At 73.0% G+C, this 19728-nt stretch carries 22 protein-coding genes; 13 read left to right on the top strand and 9 right to left on the bottom strand.

Features of this window, described 5'->3' with window-relative positions; genetic code table 11:
- The first annotated feature begins 43 nt into the window (after positions 1-43).
- Positions 44-1036 (top strand): L-glyceraldehyde 3-phosphate reductase, encoded by a 993-nt coding sequence (gene mgrA, locus OO52_RS14195; protein WP_030652758.1) that lies wholly within the window; start codon positions 44-46, stop codon positions 1034-1036.
- Between the two features lie 106 nt (positions 1037-1142).
- Here mgrA and OO52_RS14200 read toward each other — a convergent pair whose 3' ends face one another.
- Positions 1143-1526, bottom strand: a complete 384-nt coding sequence (locus OO52_RS14200) for a nuclear transport factor 2 family protein (RefSeq protein ID WP_030652760.1) — start codon at positions 1524-1526, stop codon at positions 1143-1145.
- 347 nt (positions 1527-1873) lie between these two features.
- Here OO52_RS14200 and OO52_RS14205 point away from each other — a divergent pair, with 347 nt between their 5' ends.
- Entirely contained in the window at positions 1874-2284 is a 411-nt protein-coding gene (locus OO52_RS14205) for a hypothetical protein (RefSeq protein ID WP_030652763.1), read from the top strand.
- A gap of 272 nt (positions 2285-2556) precedes the next feature.
- Positions 2557-3036, top strand: coding sequence for an ATP-binding protein (locus tag OO52_RS14210; RefSeq protein WP_030652766.1), 480 nt, complete (start codon positions 2557-2559; stop codon positions 3034-3036).
- 40 nt (positions 3037-3076) lie between these two features.
- On the opposite strand, the gene OO52_RS14215 is transcribed toward OO52_RS14210, so the two are convergent.
- Entirely contained in the window at positions 3077-3967 is an 891-nt protein-coding gene (locus OO52_RS14215; protein WP_030652769.1) for an RNA polymerase sigma factor SigF, read from the bottom strand.
- A gap of 264 nt (positions 3968-4231) precedes the next feature.
- Between OO52_RS14215 and OO52_RS14220 the strand changes: the two genes are divergently transcribed.
- Positions 4232-4645 carry a helix-turn-helix domain-containing protein gene (locus OO52_RS14220; RefSeq protein ID WP_030652772.1) on the top strand — a complete coding sequence of 138 codons (414 nt, stop codon included), beginning with the start codon at positions 4232-4234 and terminating at the stop codon, positions 4643-4645.
- 440 nt (positions 4646-5085) lie between these two features.
- Positions 5086-5568: a VOC family protein gene (locus OO52_RS14225; protein WP_030652776.1), complete on the top strand. Its 483-nt coding sequence runs from the start codon at positions 5086-5088 to the stop codon at positions 5566-5568.
- Positions 5569-5587: 19 nt separating this feature from the next.
- Here the strand turns inward: OO52_RS14225 and OO52_RS14230 are convergent, their stop codons facing one another.
- Complete coding sequence (locus OO52_RS14230; protein ID WP_030652780.1) at positions 5588-6493, bottom strand: aminoglycoside phosphotransferase family protein; 906 nt, start codon at positions 6491-6493, stop codon at positions 5588-5590.
- Positions 6494-6621: 128 nt separating this feature from the next.
- On the opposite strand from OO52_RS14230, the gene OO52_RS14235 reads away from it, so the two are divergent.
- The gene (locus tag OO52_RS14235) at positions 6622-7416 is read left to right on the top strand and encodes a VOC family protein (protein WP_037630260.1); all 795 of its coding nucleotides are present in this window, start codon (positions 6622-6624) and stop codon (positions 7414-7416) included.
- Between the two features lie 34 nt (positions 7417-7450).
- Positions 7451-8173 carry a ribonuclease H family protein gene (locus tag OO52_RS14240; protein WP_030652786.1) on the top strand — a complete coding sequence of 241 codons (723 nt, stop codon included), beginning with the start codon at positions 7451-7453 and terminating at the stop codon, positions 8171-8173.
- Here the strand turns inward: OO52_RS14240 and melC2 are convergent, their stop codons facing one another.
- Positions 8174-8995 (bottom strand): tyrosinase MelC2, encoded by an 822-nt coding sequence (gene melC2, locus OO52_RS14245; RefSeq protein ID WP_030652789.1) that lies wholly within the window; start codon positions 8993-8995, stop codon positions 8174-8176.
- 35 nt (positions 8996-9030) lie between these two features.
- On the bottom strand, positions 9031-9408 hold the full coding sequence (gene melC1, locus OO52_RS14250; RefSeq protein WP_030652793.1) for an apotyrosinase chaperone MelC1: 378 nt from the start codon (positions 9406-9408) through the stop codon (positions 9031-9033).
- A 340-nt stretch (positions 9409-9748) separates the two neighbouring features.
- On the opposite strand from melC1, the gene OO52_RS14255 reads away from it, so the two are divergent.
- The 6 genes from OO52_RS14255 to OO52_RS14280 all read left to right on the top strand — a co-directional run bounded on the left by OO52_RS14255 (position 9749) and on the right by OO52_RS14280 (position 15714).
- On the top strand, positions 9749-10945 hold the full coding sequence (locus tag OO52_RS14255; protein ID WP_234339809.1) for an FAD-dependent monooxygenase: 1197 nt from the start codon (positions 9749-9751) through the stop codon (positions 10943-10945).
- A gap of 33 nt (positions 10946-10978) precedes the next feature.
- Positions 10979-11800: a lipase family protein gene (locus OO52_RS14260; protein WP_030652800.1), complete on the top strand. Its 822-nt coding sequence runs from the start codon at positions 10979-10981 to the stop codon at positions 11798-11800.
- 127 nt (positions 11801-11927) lie between these two features.
- Positions 11928-13400 (top strand): MFS transporter, encoded by a 1473-nt coding sequence (locus tag OO52_RS14265; protein ID WP_030652803.1) that lies wholly within the window; start codon positions 11928-11930, stop codon positions 13398-13400.
- Positions 13397-13990 carry a TetR family transcriptional regulator gene (locus OO52_RS14270; RefSeq protein ID WP_030652805.1) on the top strand — a complete coding sequence of 198 codons (594 nt, stop codon included), beginning with the start codon at positions 13397-13399 and terminating at the stop codon, positions 13988-13990. The genes OO52_RS14265 and OO52_RS14270 overlap by 4 nt, the downstream gene beginning before the upstream one ends.
- A 178-nt stretch (positions 13991-14168) precedes the next feature.
- Entirely contained in the window at positions 14169-15152 is a 984-nt protein-coding gene (locus tag OO52_RS14275) for an aldo/keto reductase (protein ID WP_030652809.1), read from the top strand.
- Positions 15153-15219: 67 nt separating this feature from the next.
- Positions 15220-15714, top strand: a complete 495-nt coding sequence (locus OO52_RS14280) for a DUF6328 family protein (protein ID WP_030652811.1) — start codon at positions 15220-15222, stop codon at positions 15712-15714.
- A 12-nt stretch (positions 15715-15726) separates the two neighbouring features.
- On the opposite strand, the gene OO52_RS14285 is transcribed toward OO52_RS14280, so the two are convergent.
- The 4 genes from OO52_RS14285 to OO52_RS14300 form a co-directional block, all read right to left on the bottom strand.
- Positions 15727-16350: a DUF2238 domain-containing protein gene (locus tag OO52_RS14285; protein WP_030652814.1), complete on the bottom strand. Its 624-nt coding sequence runs from the start codon at positions 16348-16350 to the stop codon at positions 15727-15729.
- Between the two features lie 126 nt (positions 16351-16476).
- The gene (locus OO52_RS14290) at positions 16477-16905 is read right to left on the bottom strand and encodes an SsgA family sporulation/cell division regulator (RefSeq protein ID WP_030652817.1); all 429 of its coding nucleotides are present in this window, start codon (positions 16903-16905) and stop codon (positions 16477-16479) included.
- Between the two features lie 204 nt (positions 16906-17109).
- Positions 17110-18081 (bottom strand): LLM class F420-dependent oxidoreductase, encoded by a 972-nt coding sequence (locus OO52_RS14295; protein WP_030652818.1) that lies wholly within the window; start codon positions 18079-18081, stop codon positions 17110-17112.
- Between the two features lie 50 nt (positions 18082-18131).
- Positions 18132-19712, bottom strand: coding sequence for a serine/threonine protein kinase (locus tag OO52_RS14300; protein ID WP_030652819.1), 1581 nt, complete (start codon positions 19710-19712; stop codon positions 18132-18134).
- Positions 19713-19728 lie beyond the last annotated feature (16 nt).

Consider the following 19728-nt stretch of genomic DNA (forward strand, 5'->3'; position numbering starts at 1 on the left):
GAGTGGCACCGGTAGATCGTGTGCCAACCCCTCTGGAGTCGCGTTGTACACCGCACACCCCGACCGCTACGCCGACATGCCCTACCGGCGCACCGGACGCAGCGGCCTGAAGCTCCCCGCCCTGTCGCTCGGCCTGTGGCACAACTTCGGGCCCGACCGGCCCGTGGAGACCCAGCGGGCCATCCTCCGCCGCGCCTTCGACCTCGGCGTCACCCACTTCGACCTGGCGAACAACTACGGCCCGCCGCCCGGCGCCGCCGAGTCCGCCTTCGGCGAGGCGATGAAGGCGGACTTCGCCGGCTACCGCGACGAACTGGTGATCTCCACCAAGGCCGGCTATCTGATGTGGCCCGGCCCGTACGGCGAGTGGGGTTCGCGCAAGTACGTGCTGTCCTCGCTGGACCAGAGCCTGAGCCGGATGGGTCTGGACTACGTCGACATCTTCTACTCGCACCGCTTCGACCCGGACACTCCCCTGGAGGAGACGATGGGCGCCCTGCACACGGCGGTGCAGCAGGGCAAGGCCCTCTACGTCGGGGTCTCCAACTACTCCGCCGAGCAGACCCGCGAGGCCGCCCGCATCCTCGGCGAGCTGGGCACGCCGCTCCTCATCCACCAGCCGCGCTACTCGATGCTCGACCGGCGCCCCGAGGACGAGGGCCTGCTCGACGCCCTGGACGAGCTCCAGGTCGGTTCCATCGTGTACTCCCCGCTGGAGCAGGGCCTGCTCACCGGCCGCTACCTCGACGGCATCCCCGAGGACTCCCGGGCGGCGAGCGACAGCCCGTTCCTGAACTCGGACGCGGTCACCGAGGACCTGGTCGCCCGGCTGCGCGCGCTGGACGAGATCGCCAAGTCCCGCGGCCAGACCCTGGCCCAGCTCGCCCTCGCCTGGGTGCTGCGCGGCGGCCGGGTGACCTCCGCCCTGGTCGGCGCGAGCAGCCCGCGGCAGATCGAGGACAGCGTCGCGGCCATCGGCAACCTCGACTTCGACGCCGACGAGCTCGCGCGGATCGACGGGATCGTCCGGCGGTAGCACCGGCGCACCGGACGGTACAGGGGAGCGGCCGCGACATCCGCGGCCGCTCCCTCAGTCGTACCGTCACGCCGTCGCCCTCCGGAGCGCGACGGCACCGGTCCGGTCAGGCGCCCGCCGGCACCCGGTCCAGGAATCCCAGCACCCGCCGGATGCGTCCCTCCTCGTCCAGCGTGACCACGTCGAACCCGGCCACCGGCGCCGAGCCGTCCACTTCGTTCACCAGCTCCCAGCCGAAGCGCGCGGTGTCGTGGTGGCCGTCGACCGCGCCGAGCGGACGGAACACGAAGCCGGGGAACTGCTCGTGGGCCGCCGCGATCACGGCCGCGATCTGCTCGTGCCCGCGGACGTCCACGAGCGGGTCGGTGTAGACGCCGTCCTCGGTCCAGGCGGCGGCGACGGCCTTCTCGACGTCCTCCGGCCGGGTGGCGTTCCAGGCCTCGAAGTAACGGGCGGCGGCGTTCTCGTGACGGTCGGTGTGAGCGGCCATGGCGAAGCATCCTCCATCGAGGTCGTCTCTGCTGGTCAGGTCCCGGATCCGGGGTTCGCCGATCCGGTGTGACCACCATGCGGGAGGAGCGGGGCCCGGGTCGATTACCTCCGGGGTCATGGCCGACGTCGGTGGGGCCGTCTCATTTCGGCCAGAACGGACGCGGAATATGCCAAGAGAGTGGCCGGAAAGTCATGGTGACAGTGGTTCAGTAGTGAACATACTCGACTGTGAGGACTTCACTTCCAGCGAGGTTCCGATCACGCACCGCACACGGCCGCACCGCAGATGAGCCGCACCGAAAGCGAGGCCCGCCGGCAGGCGAACGACGCGACGGGGGAGTGCGCATGCACGACGAGTTCCTGTGCCATGTCACCGCGTACGGCACCTGCGGCGGACAGCGCGTCGGAGTGCCCCTGGGCACCTACCGGGCGCCCACCCTGGCCCTCGCCCTGTGGTGGCTGCGGGACCGTGCCAACTGGATCGCCGACCGCCTCGACCCGCGGCCCGAGGCCGGGCACTTCCCGCCCAACGCGCTCGTCCCGGTCGCGGACACCGTGCCCGACGTGCCGGCCGTCCTGCGCGCGTGGTGCGGCGACCCGGCCCAGCAGGAGCTGGTCGCCGACGAGCTGGCCGCCGGGAGGCTGGTGCGGATCGCGACCGGCGACGACACGACCGAGTACGAGCTGCTGGCGGAGTCCGTCGACGCGCTGCGCATGCAGCGGACCATCCCGGCCCTCGTCGTACCCGTCGCCTGACCGGATTCCATTCGCCCCGCGCGGGGCGCACTGGTGAACGAACAGCCGGCATTCATGCTCGCCCCGGCCGGTGGTACCGGGGCCACGCTGCGCCGACGGCTGGTCCGCGTCGCCGGAGAAGCCCCTGGTGACCGAGGCCCCGGTGACGGAGACCGTGAGCCTCGGCACTGTGCGCGGTCGGCGAACGCATCCGGTGGACTGGCGGGCCGGGCTCGGGGTACGAGGACTGGTGCAACAGCGACCGGCCGGACCGGGTTTTCGAGAGAGACAGCATGACCAAGCACCTGGGCGAGGCAGTGATACCGACTGGTTTCGACGTACCCGTGGAGCCGCTGCGGCGCGCGGCGCACTACACCGGCGAACCCGGATGCATCGCCGAGGCACGCGCCTTCGCGGCCCAGTTCCTCCAGCAGCTGCGTACCGAGTGGTGCGCCACCGCCGACGGCCGGGTTGACGGCGAGCTGCTGCTGATGGTGAGCGAACTGGTCACCAACGCCGACCAGCACAGCAACGGCCCCTACATCCTGGAGCTGGAGGGCACCGACTCCTCGGTCGCGGTGTCCGTGTACGACAGCAGCACGGCCCTGCCCCGCCGTTACCCGAAGGACCCCGAGCGCGTCGGACGGCACGGGCTGGAGATCGTGCACGCCCTCGCCACGGAGGTCACCGTCGAGCGGGTGCCCGTGGGCAAACGCGTGCGGGCCGTCTTCCCGCTCCGGCCGAACGGGGACGGCCCGCCCCGGACCCGCTGAGGCGTCGGGTCGACGCCGCGACGCCGGCCCGACCGGGAGGTCAGGCGCAGCCGAGTTCGCCCAGCATCCCCTGCCGCAGCCGGGTGATGATCCGCTTGATCAGCCGGGAGACGTGCATCTGGGAGCACCCCAGCCGCTCCCCGATCTCGGCCTGGGTGGCCTCCTCCACGAACCGCATGTGGATGATCTGCCGGTCACGGTCGCTCAGCTCCGCCATGAGGGGGGCGAGCGCGTGGAAGTCCTCGACGAGCCGCAGCCCCTCCTCCTCCACACCGATGAAGTCGGCGAGCACGGCCTCGCCGTCCTCGGGGCCGTCGCCGGTGAGCGCGGCGTCCAGGGAGGCGGAGTTGTAGCCGTTCGAGGCGATCTGGGCCTCGACCACCTCGTCCTGGGAGATGTTCATCAGCGTGGCCAGCTCGGCGACCGTCGGGTCCCGGTCCAGCCGGCTGGACAACTCCTCACGCGCCTTCGCCAGCTCCACCCGCAGCTCCTGGAGCCGGCGCGGCACGTGGACGGCCCAGGTGGTGTCCCGGAAGAACCGCTTGATCTCGCCGACGATGTACGGCAGCGCGAACGACGTGAACTCGACCTCGCGCGCCAGTTCGAACCGGTCGATGGCCTTGATCAGGCCGATCATGCCGGTCTGGACGATGTCCTCCATGTCGTCGCCGCGGCCCCGGAACCGTCCGGCGGCGAACCGCACCAGCGACATGTTCATCTCGATGAGCGTGTTGCGCGCGTACTGGTACTCGTGCGTCCCCTCTTCCAGCTCGGTCAGCCGGCGGAAGAACTGGCGGGACAGCTCCCGTGCGTCCCGGGGGGCGACGGACGCGGGGTCCGCGATGCCAGGCAGTGATCCCTCGCCCGTCCTGTCCTGCTCGGTCCGCTCGATGACCTCTGCTTCCGACCGGATCCCGGCGGCGGTGTTCATTACCTCTCCCACGAAAGTCACGGTTCGACGTCTCCCTGTACGGCGGCTTCGACGGCCCCGGACGCAGGTCGCGTGCCCTGCGGTTACCCGGTGCGCGGCGGGTTATTCCTCCCGACGAAGCCGCTCACGGCGCGAGTACCCCCGGTGACGGCACGCATGCGTCCGCCGCGCCGCAGTGGCGCGAAACCGCCGCTCCGGCCGGGTTTCCCTGAGGGCGGAACGCCGCGCCCTTGTACCGCACCGTACCGCTCCTAGGCTGACGGGATGAGCAACCCGCTGAGCGAGGAAGCCCGAGTGATCCCCCTGCGCCCGGACCCCGTCCGCCCGGAAGCGCCGGACGGCGAGGCCGCCCCCAGGGAGCCCCTGTGGCGGGATCTCGTCGGCGAGGTGCTGCGCCGGGAGCGGCAGGCGCAGGAGCGCACGCTCAAGGACGTGGCCGACGCGGCCCGGATCTCGCTGCCCTATCTGTCGGAGGTCGAGCGGGGCCGCAAGGAGGCCTCGTCGGAGGTGCTGGCCGCTGCGGCCCACGCGCTCGGCCTGGGCCTCGGCGACCTGCTGTCGCTGGCGCACGGCGAGCTGATTCGGCGCACGGCCGAGCGGCACCGGCCCGCCGTCGTGCCCCGCCGGCCCGCCAGCGCGCCGCACCGGCCGTACCGGGGGCTCTGCCTGGCCGCCTGACCGGACGCGCCACGACCGCGGCGTCCGCTCACGTTCCTCGGCGTCGGGCCCGGCCGGGTCCTCTCCTGGCCCGGCCCGGTGTACGCGTGCCTGCCGGACCGCAGGTCGAGGCGGACGCCGCTCGCTGTCCCACCGTCCGGCCGTGCCTCGGCGGCCCGCCGGTCATGAGGGCCGCCGGTGCGCGACCAGCTCGCACGGGTGGCCGGCCGAACGCCGTACCCCCAGCCCGTCCCGGCGGCCGGACGGGCCGGACGGGCCGGCGGGTGCGGTCGGGGCATGCGGGTCGTCGAGGTCGCGATCCGGATGCCAGGCGGACTTCCTTCACCCTTTCGGATGGTCCGGCGGCCGGGCCGATGAGTTTCGCCCGGGGGAGCGGTCCCCATCCATGACGGCGTTCCACGCCCGGTTCCCCACCCACCTTCACGCCCCGGGAGGCGCTCATGACCACCGCCGGATTCACCACGTGCCTCTGGTTCGACGGCCAGGCGGAGGAGGCCGCGCACCACTACGTGTCCGTCTTCAAGAACTCCGGCATCGGGCGCGTCGTCCGCTGGCCCGAGGGCGGGGCCGGACCGGCCGGCTCGGTGCTGACCGCGGAGTTCACGGCCAACGGCCAGAACTTCGTCGCGCTCAACGGCGGCCCCGAGTTCACCTTCAACGAGGCGGTCTCCTTCCAGATCCTCTGCTCCGGCCAGGAGGAGATCGACCACTACTGGACGAAGCTCACCGAGAACGGCGGCGAGGGCGGACCCTGCGGCTGGCTCAAGGACAAGTACGGCGTCTCCTGGCAGGTCGTCTACGCGCCGCTGCTGGACATGGTCGCCGACCCCGACCCGGAGAAGGCCGCGCGTGCCGTCAAGGCCATGATGGGCATGGGCAAGCTGGACGCGGCCGCGCTGGAGAAGGCGTACGCGGGCGAGTAGCCCGACGTCCGACCGGCCGTCACCGTCGACCGGCCTCGGCGAGGATCTCGGCGATCACATGCCGGGAGTTCTCCGCCAGGACCGGGTTGGTGTGCCAGTAGTACGGGAGCTGGATCAGCGAGATCGACAGCGCCCAGCCCCGCCCGCGCGCCCACTGGGCGTCGTCGGCGCCGACGGCCTTGCGGAAGGTGTCCCGGGCGGACGCGGGCAGCAGGTTCCAGGCCACGATCAGGTCCACGGCCGGGTCGCCGACGCCGGCACAGCCGAAGTCGATGACCGCGCTCAGCCGGTCCCCGTCGACCAGCACGTTCCCCGGGGAGAGATCCCCGTGCGCCCAGGCCGGCGGACCGGCGTGGGCCGGGGCCCGCAGCGCCTCCTCCCACAGGGCCGTCACGGCCGCCGTGTCGATCCGGTCGGTGAGAGCGGTGAGCCGGGCCAGCGCGGCCCGGGTCGGCTCGTCCCGGGCGGTGAGCGGCACACCCCGGGAGGCGGGCGGCCCGTCGTGCGGGTCGATCCGGCGCAGCGCGGCGACGAACGCCCCGAGACGCTCGGCGAGGCGCTCCGGTTCCGCGACGGCACCGGCGACCGGGTTCCGCCCGTCCAGCCAGCGGTACACCGACCAGGGCCACGGGAAGCCCTCGCCGGGCGCGCCGAGCCCGGCCGGCTCCGGCGTGGCCACCGGCAGCAGCGGGCCGAGACGGGGCAGCCAGCGCTGCTCGTGCCTCACGTCGGCGACGGCGCCGGGATGCCGGGGCAGCCGTACCACCAGGCCGGTGCCCAGGCGGAACATGGCGTTCTCCGTGCCGGAGGAGTCCAGGCGCCGTACGGGCAGCGCCGACCACTCGGGAAACTGCCGGGCGATCAGCCGGCCGACCAGCGGCGGGTCGATGTCGACCTCGCCCTCGCGCATCTTGACCGTATTCATCGCCGCTCATCACAGCGGGGAGCGGGCCTCGCTGTCGACCGAATTGCGGGTCCGGCTCGGCGCGCGGGCCGGACCCCGGATGGCTAGCGTGAACAAACGGGACACACCACCTCAGGAGGGCCGCCAGCATGGCCGTGCAACCCGAAGGAACGCCCTGTTGGGCCGATGCGATGTTCAGTGACGTCGAGGGAGCGAAGCGGTTCTACGGAGACGTCCTCGGCTGGACCTTCGGCGAGTCGTCGTCGGAGTACGGCAACTACACCCAGGCCTACGTGGACGGCAAGGCCGTGGCGGCGGTCGTCCCGCCCATGCCCGGTCAGGAGGGTCAGTCACAGTGGTGCCTGTACTTCGCCTCGCCGGACGCCGCCACCACCGCGGAGAAGATCCGGGAGAACGGCGGCGAGGTGCTGATGGAGCCGATGCAGGTCGGTGACTTCGGCACGATGTGCCTGGCCCGGGAACCCAGCGGAGCCGTGTTCGGCGTGTGGCAGGCGGGCACCCACGAGGGCTTCGAGGCGACGGCCACGCCCGGCGCCTACTGCTGGGCCGAGGTCTTCACCAGGGAGCCGGAACAGGCGGACGCCTTCCTCTCGGCGGTCTTCCCGTACCGGATGAAGGAGATCGAGGACGACGCGGTGGACTTCCGGATGTTCGACGTCGGCGAGGACACCGTCCTCGGCCGGATGCGGATGACCGACGACTTCCCGCCCGAGGTGCCGTCGTACATCAACGTCTACTTCACCGTCGACGACTGCGACGCGGCCGTCGACCGGGCCGTCAAGCTCGGCGGCATCCTCCGCTTCGGGCCGATGAGCAGCCCCTTCGGCCGGTTCGCGGCGCTCAGCGACCCGCAGGGCGCCAACTTCTCGGTGATCGACATCACCACCACCGAGGGCGAGATGCCGAAGGTCAAGGACGTCTGACCGGTCCCGGAACGGCGTCCCGCACGGCCATGGCATGATCGGGCACATGCGTGAACGTGTGGTGGCCGCGTGCGACGGGGCTTCGAAGGGGAACCCCGGACCGGCCGGATGGGCGTGGGTGGTCTCGGACGACGACGAGCGGACCCCGGCCCGCTGGGAGGCGGGCCCGCTCGGCCGGGCCACCAACAACGTCGCCGAGCTGACGGCCCTGGAGCGGCTGCTCACGGCCGTCGACCCGGACGTCCCGCTGGAGATCCGGATGGATTCCCAGTACGCGATGAAGGCCGTCACCACCTGGCTGCCCGGCTGGAAGCGCAACGGCTGGAAGACCGCCGCCGGCAAGCCCGTCGCCAACCAGGACCTGGTCGTCCGCATCGACGAACTGCTCGGCGGCCGGTCCGTCGAGTTCCGCTACGTCCCGGCCCACCAGGTCGACGGCGACCCGCTGAACGACTTCGCCGACCGCGCCGCCAGCCAGGCGGCCTCCGTCCAGGAAGCGGCCGGCAGCGCGCTCGGCTCGCCGGAGCCCCCGGCGTCTCCCGACACCCCGGCGGGGGCCGGGGCGCCGCGCAGGAAGGCGCCCCGCCGCACCGGCGGCACCGCGTCCCCACGCACCGGCGCCGCCGCGTCCGCCCGCACCATCAAGGCGAAGTTCCCCGGCCGCTGCCTGTGCGGCCGGTCCTACGCGGCCGGCGAGAAGATCGCCAAGAACGACCAGGGCTGGGGCCACCCGGAGTGCCGTACCGCCGAGGCCTGATCAGGCGTCGAACGTGTAGTACCGGGTGTGGTCCAGCAGGTCCGCCGGGCGCACGGTGTTCCACGGCTTCATCGTGTCGTTCAGGTCCACCACGTCCGGCGTGCCGCCGGCCGGCACGTACGCGGCGCCCGGGTGCCGCCGCTGCCACTCCGACCACAGCTTGTCGACATAGGCGTGGTGCAGCCAGAACACCGGGTCGTTGGGGGAGACCCCGGTGGCCATCTGCCCGCCGACCCACACGTGGACGCGGTTGTGCAGATTGACCCCGCGCCAGCCCTCCAGATGGTTGCGGAAGCCGTCCGAGGCGCTGTTGTACGGCGCCGTGTCGTACGTCGCGATCGACAGCACCGACTCCACCTCGGCGCGCGTCGGCAGCTCGCGCACGCTCGTGCCGAGCGAACGGCGCAGGAACGTACGGCCGTCGACGCGCACGTTGACGGGCCAGTTGCCGGTGGACGCGGCGAACGGGCCGTCCATCACCCGGCCGTCGGAGCCGCGCCCGGTGCCGCCGAGGAAGTCCGGCGCCCACAGCGAGGCCCGCACCGTGCGGTCGGTGCTCCAGTCCCAGTAGGGCAGCGCGACCGAGGAGTCCACGGACTGCAGCGCCTGCTCGAAGTCGAGCAGGAATCTGCGGTGCCAGGGCAGGAAGGAGGGGGAGCGGTGGCCGGTCCGCTCGCCGGTGTCGGTGTCCGCCATGATGAACTGGTTGTGCGTACGGACGAAGTCGTCGTAGCGCCCGCCGCGCTTGAGTTCGAGGACGGCGGCGACGAACCGGCGCTTCTCGTCGGCGGTCAGGGCGGCCTGGTTCTTGCGTACGGTCATGGTGCGGGGTACTCCGGAAGTCCTTGCGGTGGCGGTCAGTTGGCGGGGAACGGCAGCAGCGGCGCGCCCTGCAGCTCGTCCACCGCGGCACGGGCGGCGGCGCGCGGGGTGGCCACCGGGTCGTAGTGGCTGACGACGCTGATCCAGCTCCCGTCGGCGTTCCGCATCACGTGCAGCCGCACGCCGTCGACGAACACCGCGTATCCGCCGCCGTGTTCGTGGTGGTGTCCGCCGTCGCTCGCCGGACGGCCCTGTATCCGCCGGCCCTTGTAGACCTCGTCGAAGGAATCGGACGTGGCGGGCGCGTGGTGGCCGGCGGCCGACGCGGCGGGTGCGGCGAGGGCGGTGGCCGTGGCCGTCGCGGCGACGGCGGCCGCCGCGGTGAGCGCGCGGCGCCGGGTGATGTCGGGCATGCGGGGTCCTCCCGAGGAGTGGTCCGGTGGTGACGACGCATGCCTATCGGGACGTCGGGGAGCGAAAGAAATCGGCCGGAACCGGTTGGCTGCGATCCGGACAATCAGTTACATGTCGTACAGAGTTGAACCAAGATGATCTTGGCGTGACGGCGGTCCGATCCGCCCCGGAACGGGGAATTCCTTGCCGTGTGGACCGGCTTTCCGGTGATCCTTCCCGGCTGCGGTCCGTCCGGGTGGCGCGGCTCACCGCGCCAGACTGACGCGATCGGGCATGCCCGCACCCCTGCTACCCTCCGGTGTCGATCGACCACGTCCGGTGACTGTCAGGGGTGTGCGCGTGAAGGTCGTCTGTGTCGGAGGCGGACCCGCCGGTCTGTACCTCGCCATCCTGCTCAAGCGGCAGGACCCCTCCCATGACATCACCGTCCACGAACGCAACCCGCAGGGCTCCACCTACGGCTGGGGCGTGACGTACTGGCGCGGCCTCCTCGACAAGCTCCAGGCGTACGACCCCGCTTCGGCGTGGGCGATCGAGGAGCACTCCGTCCGCTGGAGCGACGGCGTCGCCCATGTACGGGACCTGACGACCCGGCACCACGGCGACCAGGGCTTCGGGATCGGCCGGCACCGTCTGCTCGACCTGCTCGCCACCCGGGCCCGCGCCCTCGGCGTCCGCCTGGAGTACGAGAGCGAACTCACCGAACCGCCCGCCGACGCGGACCTCGTCGTCGCGGCCGACGGCGTGCACAGCGCCCTGCGCACCCGCCGGGCCGGCCACTTCGGCACCCGGACCACCTCCGGCCGCAACTCCTACATCTGGCTCGGCACCAGCAAGGTCTTCGACGCCTTCACCTTCGCCTTCACCGAGACCGAGCACGGCTGGATCTGGGCCTACGGCTACGGCTACAGCGGCGACCACAGCACCTGTGTCGTCGAGTGCTCCCCGGAGACCTTCACCGGCCTCGGCCTGGACCGGGCCGACGAGGGCGAGGGTCTCGCCCTGCTGGAGAAACTCTTCGCCGGTGTTCTCGACGGCCACCCCCTGACCGCCCGCTCCGGTGCCTCCTGGCTGACCTTCCGCACCCTCACCAACGAGACCTGGCACGACGGCAACGTGGTCCTGCTCGGCGACGCGGCCCACACCACCCACTACTCCGTCGGCGCCGGCACCACCCTCGCCCTGGAGGACGCCATGTGCCTCGCCGACGCCCTGCGCGAACACCCCGTCCTGCCCGACGCCCTCGCCGCCTACCAGCACCGCCGCCAGGCCGAGCTGCTGTCCGTGCAGAGCGCGGCCCGCTACAGCGCCCAGTGGTACGAGAACCTGCCCCGCTACATCCACCTGCCCCCGCACCGGATGTTCGCCCTGCTCGGCCAGCGCCACTCGCCGCTGCTGCCGTACGTCCCGCCCCAGCTCTACTACGGCCTGGACAAGGCGGCCGGACAACTCCAGGCGCTGCGCCGGCTCAAGCGCTGGCTCGGCCCGCGCGCCGCCCGCGCCCTGCACGCCCGCGCGACGGCCCGCCGGGGCTAGCCACTCCCTCCCGCCTCCGCCGAGGAGTCCCGCATGGCCGTACCCCTCGCGTTCGACCACACCTCCACCGGCTACAGCCTCCAACGCGCCTACTGGCTGGCCCGCGCGGCCCACCTGGCCTACCAGGACCGGGCCGCCATCGAGGAACAGGCCGCCCGGTGGGGCTTCGAGGAGGTGCGCCACCATCACACCCGGTTCACCCCGCCCTTCCCGCTCCAGGACACCCGGGCCTGCACCCTGGCGAGCGACCGGATGATCGTCACCGCGTTCCGCGGCACCGAGCCCGACCGGATCAAGGACTGGCTCTCCGACGCCACCACCCCGCCCCGGCCCGGACCCGGCGGCCACGGCTACGTCCACCACGGCTTCGCCGAGGCCCTCGCATCGGTCCACCCGGCGGTCCACGACACCCTCACCGAGCTGCGCACCGACGGCCAGGCCGTCTACTTCACCGGGCACGGCCTCGGCGGGGCCCTCGCGATGCTGGCCGGCGCCCGCCTCTACCTGGAGGAGCCGCACCTGGCCGCGGACGGCGTCTACACCTACGGCCAGCCCCGCACCTGCGACCGGCTGCTGGCCGAGGCGTTCCACGAGGGATTCGGCGGCCGGATGTACCGCTTCGTCAACAACAACGACATCATCGCCCAGCTCCCGCCGGAGCCCGCCTACACCCACGTACGGGCCCTGCGCTATTTCGACTCCAAAGGCCGGCTGCACGAGTCGATGCCCATGCTGTCGGCGCTGGGCGACCGGGCCAGGGGCCTGACCGCGGACCCGTTCGCGCCCGCCTCCGACGGCGTCCGCGACCACTCCATGCACGCCTACCTGGCGGTCCTGGAACAGAACCTGGCCTGAGCCCGAACCTTCCCGTGTCCTGCCGTCGCGTCCTCCCCGATCGGGCTAGGAAACGTTGGTGAATGCCCATTCACTCGATAAGGTGAATGAGTATTCACCTCGTCACCGTGCCGCCGCAGGAGCGCTGATGGACCAGACCGCCCCGATATCGCCGTCGACCCGGCTGCGCGACCGGCTCACCATTCCGGTACTGGCCTCCGGCGGCATCCTCATGGCGGTCATGCAGACCGTGGTCGTCCCGCTCCTGCCCGACCTGCCCCGGCTCACCGGCGCGTCGGCCGCCACCGTCTCCTGGACGGTCACCGCGACCCTCCTCTCCGGCGCCGTCCTCACCCCCGTCCTCGGCCGGGCCGGCGACATGTACGGCAAGCGCCGGGTGCTCATCACCGCGCTCGCCCTGATGACCGTCGGCTCCGTGATGTGCGCCCTCTCCTCCGACATCGGCGTGCTCATCGCCGCCCGCGCGCTCCAGGGCGCCGCCGCCTCCGTGGTCCCGCTGTCCATCAGCATCCTGCGCGACGAACTCCCGCCCGAACGCCGGGGCTCGGCGGTGGCGCTGATGAGTTCCACCGTCGGCATCGGCGCCGCACTGGGCCTGCCGCTCGCCGCGCTGGTCGTGCAGTACGCCGACTGGCACACCATGTTCTGGCTGACCAGCGCCCTCGGCGCGGCGGGCGTCACGGCGACCTGGTGGGCGGTCAAGGAGTCCCCGGTGCGGGAACCCGGCCGGTTCGACGTCCTCGGCGCCCTCGGCCTCGCCGCCGGGCTGGTCTGCCTGCTGCTGGGCGTCTCGCAGGGCGGCACCTGGGGCTGGGGGAGCGCGCGGGTCCTCGCACTGTTCCTCGGGGCGGTCGCCGTCCTCGCCCTGTGGTGCCGGCAGCAGCTCCGCACGGCACGGCCGCTGGTCGACCTGCGGCTGGTCGCCCGGCCCCGGGTGGGCCTGTCCCATGTGGCGGCCCTGCTGACCGGGTTCGCCTTCTACGCCAACTCCCTGGTCACCGCCCAGCTGGTGCAGGCACCGAAGGCCACCGGGTACGGCCTCGGCCTGTCCATCGTCGCCACCGGGCTCTGCCTCCTGCCCGGCGGCGTCACCATGCTGCTGTTCTCCCCGCTGTCGGCCCGCATCTCGGCCGCGCGCGGCCCCAGGATCACGCTCGCGCTGGGCGCCGCCGTCATCGCCTGCGGGTACGCGCTCCGCATCGCCGACAGCCGCGACCTGTGGATGATCATCCTGGGCGCCACCGTGGTGGCGACCGGCACCACGCTCGCCTACTCCGCCCTGCCGACCCTCATCCTGCGCGCCGTACCGGCGGCGCAGACCGCGTCCGCCAACGGCGTCAACGTCCTCATGCGGACCATCGGCCAGGCCGTGTCCAGCGCGGCCGTCGCCGCCGTCCTCGTCCACCACAGCAGTCCCCTCGGCGGCGTCCCCGTGCCCAGCCTCCACGGCTACCAGCTCGCCTTCACCATGGCGGGCACCGTCGCCCTCGCGGCCTGCGCGGCGGCCCTGTCCATCCCCGGCGATCGCCCCGGCGCGGACACCGGGCGGACCCGGGGCGCCACCCGGGGCGCCCGCGACGAGGCGCTGGAGGGAGCATGAGGACCATGACCACGCCACCCGGTCAGGCGTCCGCCCCCGCTCGCCGGGACGCCGAGGCCACCAAGGCCGCCATCCTGAAGGCCGCCCGCCACCTCCTGGCCCGGCACGCGCACGCCGACATCACCCTCAAGGCCGTCGCCGACCGCGCCGGGGTGAGCCCGCCGCTGATCCTGAAGTACTTCGGCAACAAGGACGCCCTGTTCGCCCGCGTGATGTCCTTCGACACCGACGCCGACGCGCTGCTGGACGCACCGCTGGACGCACTCGGCCGGCACATGGTCCGGCACGTCGTGTCCAGCCAGCGCGAGCGCGGCGCCGACCCGTTGCTGCGCATCGCCTTCGCCCCGCTGCACGGCGACCACGGCGACGTCCTGCGCGCCAACTTCCGCGCCCAGGTCACCGAACGCCTCGCCGCCCGGCTCACCGGCCCCGACGCGGGCCTGCGCGCCGAACTCGCCGTCGCCGCCCTGGTCGGCCTCGGCGTCATGTACGGCATCGCCCGCGGCCCCCACCTGCGCGAGACGGACGCCGACGCCCTCGCCGACCGCTACGGGCCCGCCGTACAGGCGCAGCTGACGCCCGGCGACTGACACCCGGCGCCGACCGGAAGAACCCGGCCGGGCGGACCCGCGCGTGGCCGGCCGTGGGCCGCGGGTTCATCTCGTCAGGAGCCCCGGCGAGTTCCGCCGGGGCCGCCGCCGGGCCGGCAGCGGTCGTACCGGGGCGGCCGCCGACGCGGGACCGCCGGCCGGATGACAGACTGACGCCATGGACGAACGCGTAATCGGCAGGTCGGGTCAGTGGGCATCGGTGGTCGGACTCGGCACGTGGCAGCTCGGCGCCGACTGGGGCGACGTGGACGACAAGGAGGCATTGTCCGTCCTGGAGGCGGCGGCCGAGTCCGGGGTGACCTTCTTCGACACGGCCGACGTGTACGGCGACGGGCGCAGCGAGGCCACCATCGCCTCGTTCCTGCGCGGCCGGCCCGATCTGCACGTGCTGGTGGCCACCAAGATGGGCCGCCGGGTCGAACAGGTCCCGGAGAACTACGTCCTGGACAACTTCCGCGCCTGGAACGACCGCTCGCGCCGCAACCTCGGCGTCGACCGCATCGACCTGGTGCAGCTGCACTGCCCGCCCACCCCCGTTTACTCCTCGGACGCGGTGTTCGACGCCCTGGACACCCTGGTCGAGGAGGAGCGGATCGCCGCCTACGGCGTGAGCGTGGAGACCTGCGCGGAGGCGCTCACCGCCATCGCCCGGCCGAACGTGGCGAGCGTGCAGATCATCCTCAACCCGTTCCGGATGAAGCCCCTGTACGAGGTGCTGCCCGCCGCCCGCGCGGCCGGCGTCGGCATCATCGCGCGCGTGCCGCTCGCCTCCGGGCTGCTGTCGGGCAAGTACACGAAGGACACGGTGTTCGCGGCCAACGACCACCGCACCTACAACCGGCACGGCGAGGCCTTCGACCAGGGCGAGACCTTCTCGGGCGTCGACTACGAGACGGGAGTCGAGGCAGCCGCCGAGTTCGCCGCGCTCGCCCCTGAGGGGTACACCCCGGCCCAGCTGGCGCTGCGCTGGATCATCGAGCAGGACGGCGTGACCACGGTGATCCCGGGCGCCCGCAACCCCGAGCAGGCCCGCGCCAACGCCGCCGCGGCCAAGCTGCCGCCGCTGCCGCCGCGGACGTTCACCGCGATCCGCGAGCTGTACGACCGCCGGATCAAGGACCAGGTCGAGTCCCGCTGGTAGCGGTGCGCGCGGCGGGCGCGGGAACACCGGCCGTTTGAACGAACGGCCGGGCGGTTACACGCACCGCATGACGGCGCAAGAGCGGCGCAGGGGGCGCGACGAGACCGAGGAAGAGCGGGCCGACCGGATGTGGGGCGAGCTCATCCAAGAGGTCCGGGTGGCGCAGACGGGCGTACAGATCCTGTTCGGCTTCCTGCTGACGGTCGTCTTCCAGCCGAAGTACGGGAAGCTCGCCACCGTCGACCAGGTGATCTACATCGTGACCGTCGTCCTGGGCGCCTGCGCGACCGGCGCCCTCATCGGACCGGTGTCCCTGCACCGCCTGGTCGCCGGCCGCCGGGTCAAGCCGCAGGCGGTACGGCTGGCCTCCCGGATGACGTTCGTCGGCCTGGTCCTGCTGCTCGCCACGATGACGTCCTCCCTGCTGCTGATCCTCCGGGTGGCCACGCACGACGGCTACGTGCCGTACCTGGTGGCGGCCGTCGTCGCCTGGTACGTCGGCTGCTGGTACGGCCTGCCCCTGTGGGCCCGCCGCAGGCACACGGCCCGCTCCGACGGCTAGGCCGGGGCGGTTCTACCCGTCGGCGCGGACCGGGGCGACGCCCTCCAGCGTCCGCAGCCGGCGGTCGTGGACCCGGCTGAGCAGCAGCAGGGACAGGACGGAGCCGATCAGGGCGCAGAACATGTCCCACTGGGTGTCCCACACATCGCCCTGGGTGGCGAGGAACGCGTCCGCGCCGTGCCCGCCGATCTCGGCCGCCAGCCACTCCAGCAGCTCGAAGCAGGCGCTGAACGCCAGGCAGACGCACACGGTGAGCGGCGCCAGCCAGCGACTGCCGCGCAACGGCGAGGTGCGGCTGAGCAGTTCACGCACCAGCACGGCCGGGACGAAGCCCTGCATCAGGTGCCCGAAGCGGTCGTACGGGTTGCGCTCCAGGCCGAAGGTGTCGCGCACCCAGTCGCCCACGGGGACCTGCGCGTAGGTGTAGTGCCCGCCGACCGCCAGGACCAGCGCGTGCGCGGTCAGCAGCCCGCACAGCAGCCCGGTCAGGGGGAAGCGCCGCCAGAGCAGCACCACCAGGGGCAGCCCGGCCAGCGCCCAGAACGTCTCGAGGAACCAGGTGGTGCGGTCGCGCGCGCCCGACGCCGACACGCCCAGCCCGACGGCCACCACGCCGGCGAAGAGGGCGGGCGGCACGCGGCGCGGCGCGCGGAGCGGGGCGGGGTGCACTGCGGTCACGGCGGGGCTCCTTGCCTGAGGGCGGCCTGGGGGTCGTAGGAGCCCCATCGTGGCGCCGGGCCGGGGCCGCCGGCATGAGTACGGCTACTCAGCCGCGGAGAGGATCTCCGCCAGCAGCTCGTCCACCGGGACCCGTTCCCGGCCCGGCGGGACGACCTGGTGCGTCTCGCGCAGGAACGCGGCGATCGCGGGCGCCCAGGCGAACACCACCGCGTGGTGACGGCCGCCGTCCGGCCGGGTGTCCCCGAGGAACTCCAGGCGCAGTTCGTGCCACAGGCCGGTGGCCTCCGGACGCATCCGGACGTCGCCGATGCCGACCGGCCCGGCCAGCGCGTCGGCGAGCATCTGCCGGTCCAGCCGCCAGCAGGCCAGCACCCGGCCGTCGTGGGCGAAGGCGGCGGTGACGGCGAACGGGTCGTCGGCGTCGTAGCTGAGGTGGGCCAGCACCGGACACCGGCCGGTGCCGTGCGCGAGGAGCTGCACCACCAGGGTCTTGTGCACGAACGAGTTCACGCGGGGGCCTCCGGGACGATCGGCGTAGAGCCCTCTAGTACCCCCGCAGCGCCCGGAATGCTCACCCGTGTGACTGAATCCCGAGGACGGCGCGCCACGCGGCCGGGCGGCCGCCGTGGCCGCCCGGCCCGAGGGGCCACGCCCCGGAGTCCTGCCGCGGGGTGCCACGGCGTCAGCGGACGCCTCCCGCGGGGCGGTTCTGGGTCAGGCGAACGCCTCCCGCAGGGCCGGCAGCAGGGTCTTCGCCGACCAGTCCAGGAACTCGGGCTGCGTGTCGCCGCCGATCTGGACCAGGGCGACCTCCCCGAACCCTGCCTCCGCGTAGGGCCGTACGGCCTCCACGAACGCGTCCGGGTCGTCACCGCACGGGATGGACGAGGCGACGTCGTCCTCGGTCACGAACTGGGTCGCGGCCTCGAAGGAGTCCGGGTGCGGCAGTTCGGCGTTCACCTTCCAGCCCAGCCCGAACCAGCGGAACTGGGAGTGGGCGCGTTTGATCGCCGTGTCCCGGTCGGGGTCGTAACACACCGGTAGCTGGCCGACCCGGGGCTTTCCGGTGCCGCCGTGCCGGTCGAAGGCCTCCAGCAGGCCCGCCTTCGGCTCGGTCGCGATCACCAGGTCGGCGAAGTGCCCGGCCAGCTTGCAGGACTGCTCGCCGGAGACGGCGATGCCGATCGGCGGCGCCTCCTCCGGCAGGTCCCACAGCCGGGCCGACTCCACGTCGTAGTGCTGCCCGTGATGCGTGACGTGGCCGCCCTCGAACAGCGCCCGGATGATCTCCACCGCCTCTTCGAGCATCTCGTGGCGGACGTCCGCCGGTGGCCAGCCACCGCCCACGACATGCTCGTTCAGGTTCTCGCCGGCGCCGAGCCCGAGCCGGAACCTGCCCTCCGACAGGAGCTGCACGGTCGCCGCCTTCTGCGCCACGACCGCCGGGTGGTAGCGCAGGATGGGGCAGGTCACATACGTCATCAGGGGGATCCGCGAAGTGGCCTGGGCGGCGGCGCCCAGCACGCTCCACGCGTACGAGGAGTGCCCCTGCGAGCGCAGCCACGGGAAGTAGTGGTCCGAGATCACCGAGAAGTCGAAGCCCGCCTCCTCGGCCTTCACCACGTGGTCCACCAGGTCCCGGGGACCTGCCTGCTCGGTCATCATCGTGTATCCGATTCGCACCATAGGTGGCGAGTCCCCGGGTCGGCGCGCGGAAAACGGCCGACGGGCCAGGGTCACTCCTCCGGCGTGCGGAAGGTCCCCAGGAACGTCTTCAGCGCCAGCCGGCTGGCCGCGTCGTCCCAGGCCGCGGCCGGGGTGGTGAAGCGCAGCGAGAAGCCGCGCGTCCCGCCCAGCAGGAAGCCCCGCCCGAAGGTGTGCACCCGGGTGTCCCCGGTCCCCGCCAGCCACTCCAGGTCGGCGGCCCTGCGGCCCTGGTAGGTGGTCGCCCGCACGGCGCCGACACGGTCGTAACCGGGCAGTTTCCTCAACCCCGGCTCGACGTCGTCCCGCCACACGGCGACCGGGTCGGGGCCGACGCGCTCGCTGTAGGTCACGGCGAGCGTCGGCGCGTCGCCGCCCCGGCCGAAGGTGACGCGATAGGCCAGGCCGGACACCCGGGAGGTGGTCAGCCGGCGCCAGCCGTCGGGCAGTGCCACCGAGAAGCCCTCCGGGGCGGTGTACCGGCGGTAGCCGGCCGGCAGGGCGGGGGAGGCCGGGCCACTCGGCTGCGAGGGGGGCGTGGCGGTGGGAGAGGTGCCGCCGTCGGTCTGCCGGCCGGCGGGGGCGGACGGGGTGGCCCGCGGCGGCGCCCCGGCCCGGTCCGTGCCGGACGACAGCGCGCCGGAGGCGACCAGCACCGCCGCGGCCACGGTGACCACGGCCAGCGCGGTGCCGGCGGCCAGGGCCCGCCTCCCGCGCAGCGGTCCGGCAAGGCGCACGGCCCGGTACGCGCCGCGCAGCCGGGGCTCGGGGGCCGGCTGCCGCTCCGCGTCCGTGTCCTCGCGCAGCGCCCTGGTCAGCGCCTCGCGGACCACCGGCCGGGTCAGCCGCTCCCGCGCGTTCTTGCGCAGCAGGCCCTGCACGACCTGGGTGAGCGGCCCGGCGCGCAGCGGGGTGCGCAGCGGCAGCCGGTCCACCGCCTTCAGCGTGGCGTCGGGCCGGCCCCGGTCCCGGAACGGCGGCCGGCCCTCGACCATCGTGTAGAGCAGCGCGCCCAGCGCCCACAGGTCGGCGGCCGGACCGATGCGCTCGTCGCGGGCCTGCTCCGGTGAGGCGTACGACGGTGCCGTCAGCCGCGGCACGAGCGTCGCGCCCGCCAGCCCGAACCCGGTGACGACGACCGGGCCGCCGTCCCGCACGAAGACCTGGCCGGGGCTCAGCTCGCCGTGCGTGATGCCCTCGTCGTGCGCGGCCCGCAGCACGTCCAGCAGCTCCAGGCCGAGCCGGGCCGCGCGCACCGGGTGGAACGAGCCCTCCTGGGCGAGGAGTTCGCCCAGGGGTGTGCCGTGGACCCACTCGGTGACCGTCCACAGGGCGCCCGCCTCCACCACGGCGTCGACGACCGCCGCCACCTGGCCGGGGCGCAGCAGCCGCAGGGTCTCCGAGGTGCGGACGACCCGGGCGGTGACGCGCCGCGCGGTGTCCTGGCCGGCGGACTCCGGCAGGGCGGTCTGCGCCACCAGGCGGGGCTGTTCCGCCGCCACGTCCTCGGCGTACCACCACAGGCGGTTCGTCTCGCGGGAGAAGACGTCCAGGAGCCGGTACCGTCCGGCGAGCAACTCGTGTGCGGAGACGTGCGCCTTGACCATGGTCATCCCTCGCTGAAACCCC

It is taken from the genome of Streptomyces flaveolus (genome assembly GCF_000716535.1).
In the GTDB taxonomy this organism is placed as follows: domain Bacteria; phylum Actinomycetota; class Actinomycetes; order Streptomycetales; family Streptomycetaceae; genus Streptomyces; species Streptomyces flaveolus_A.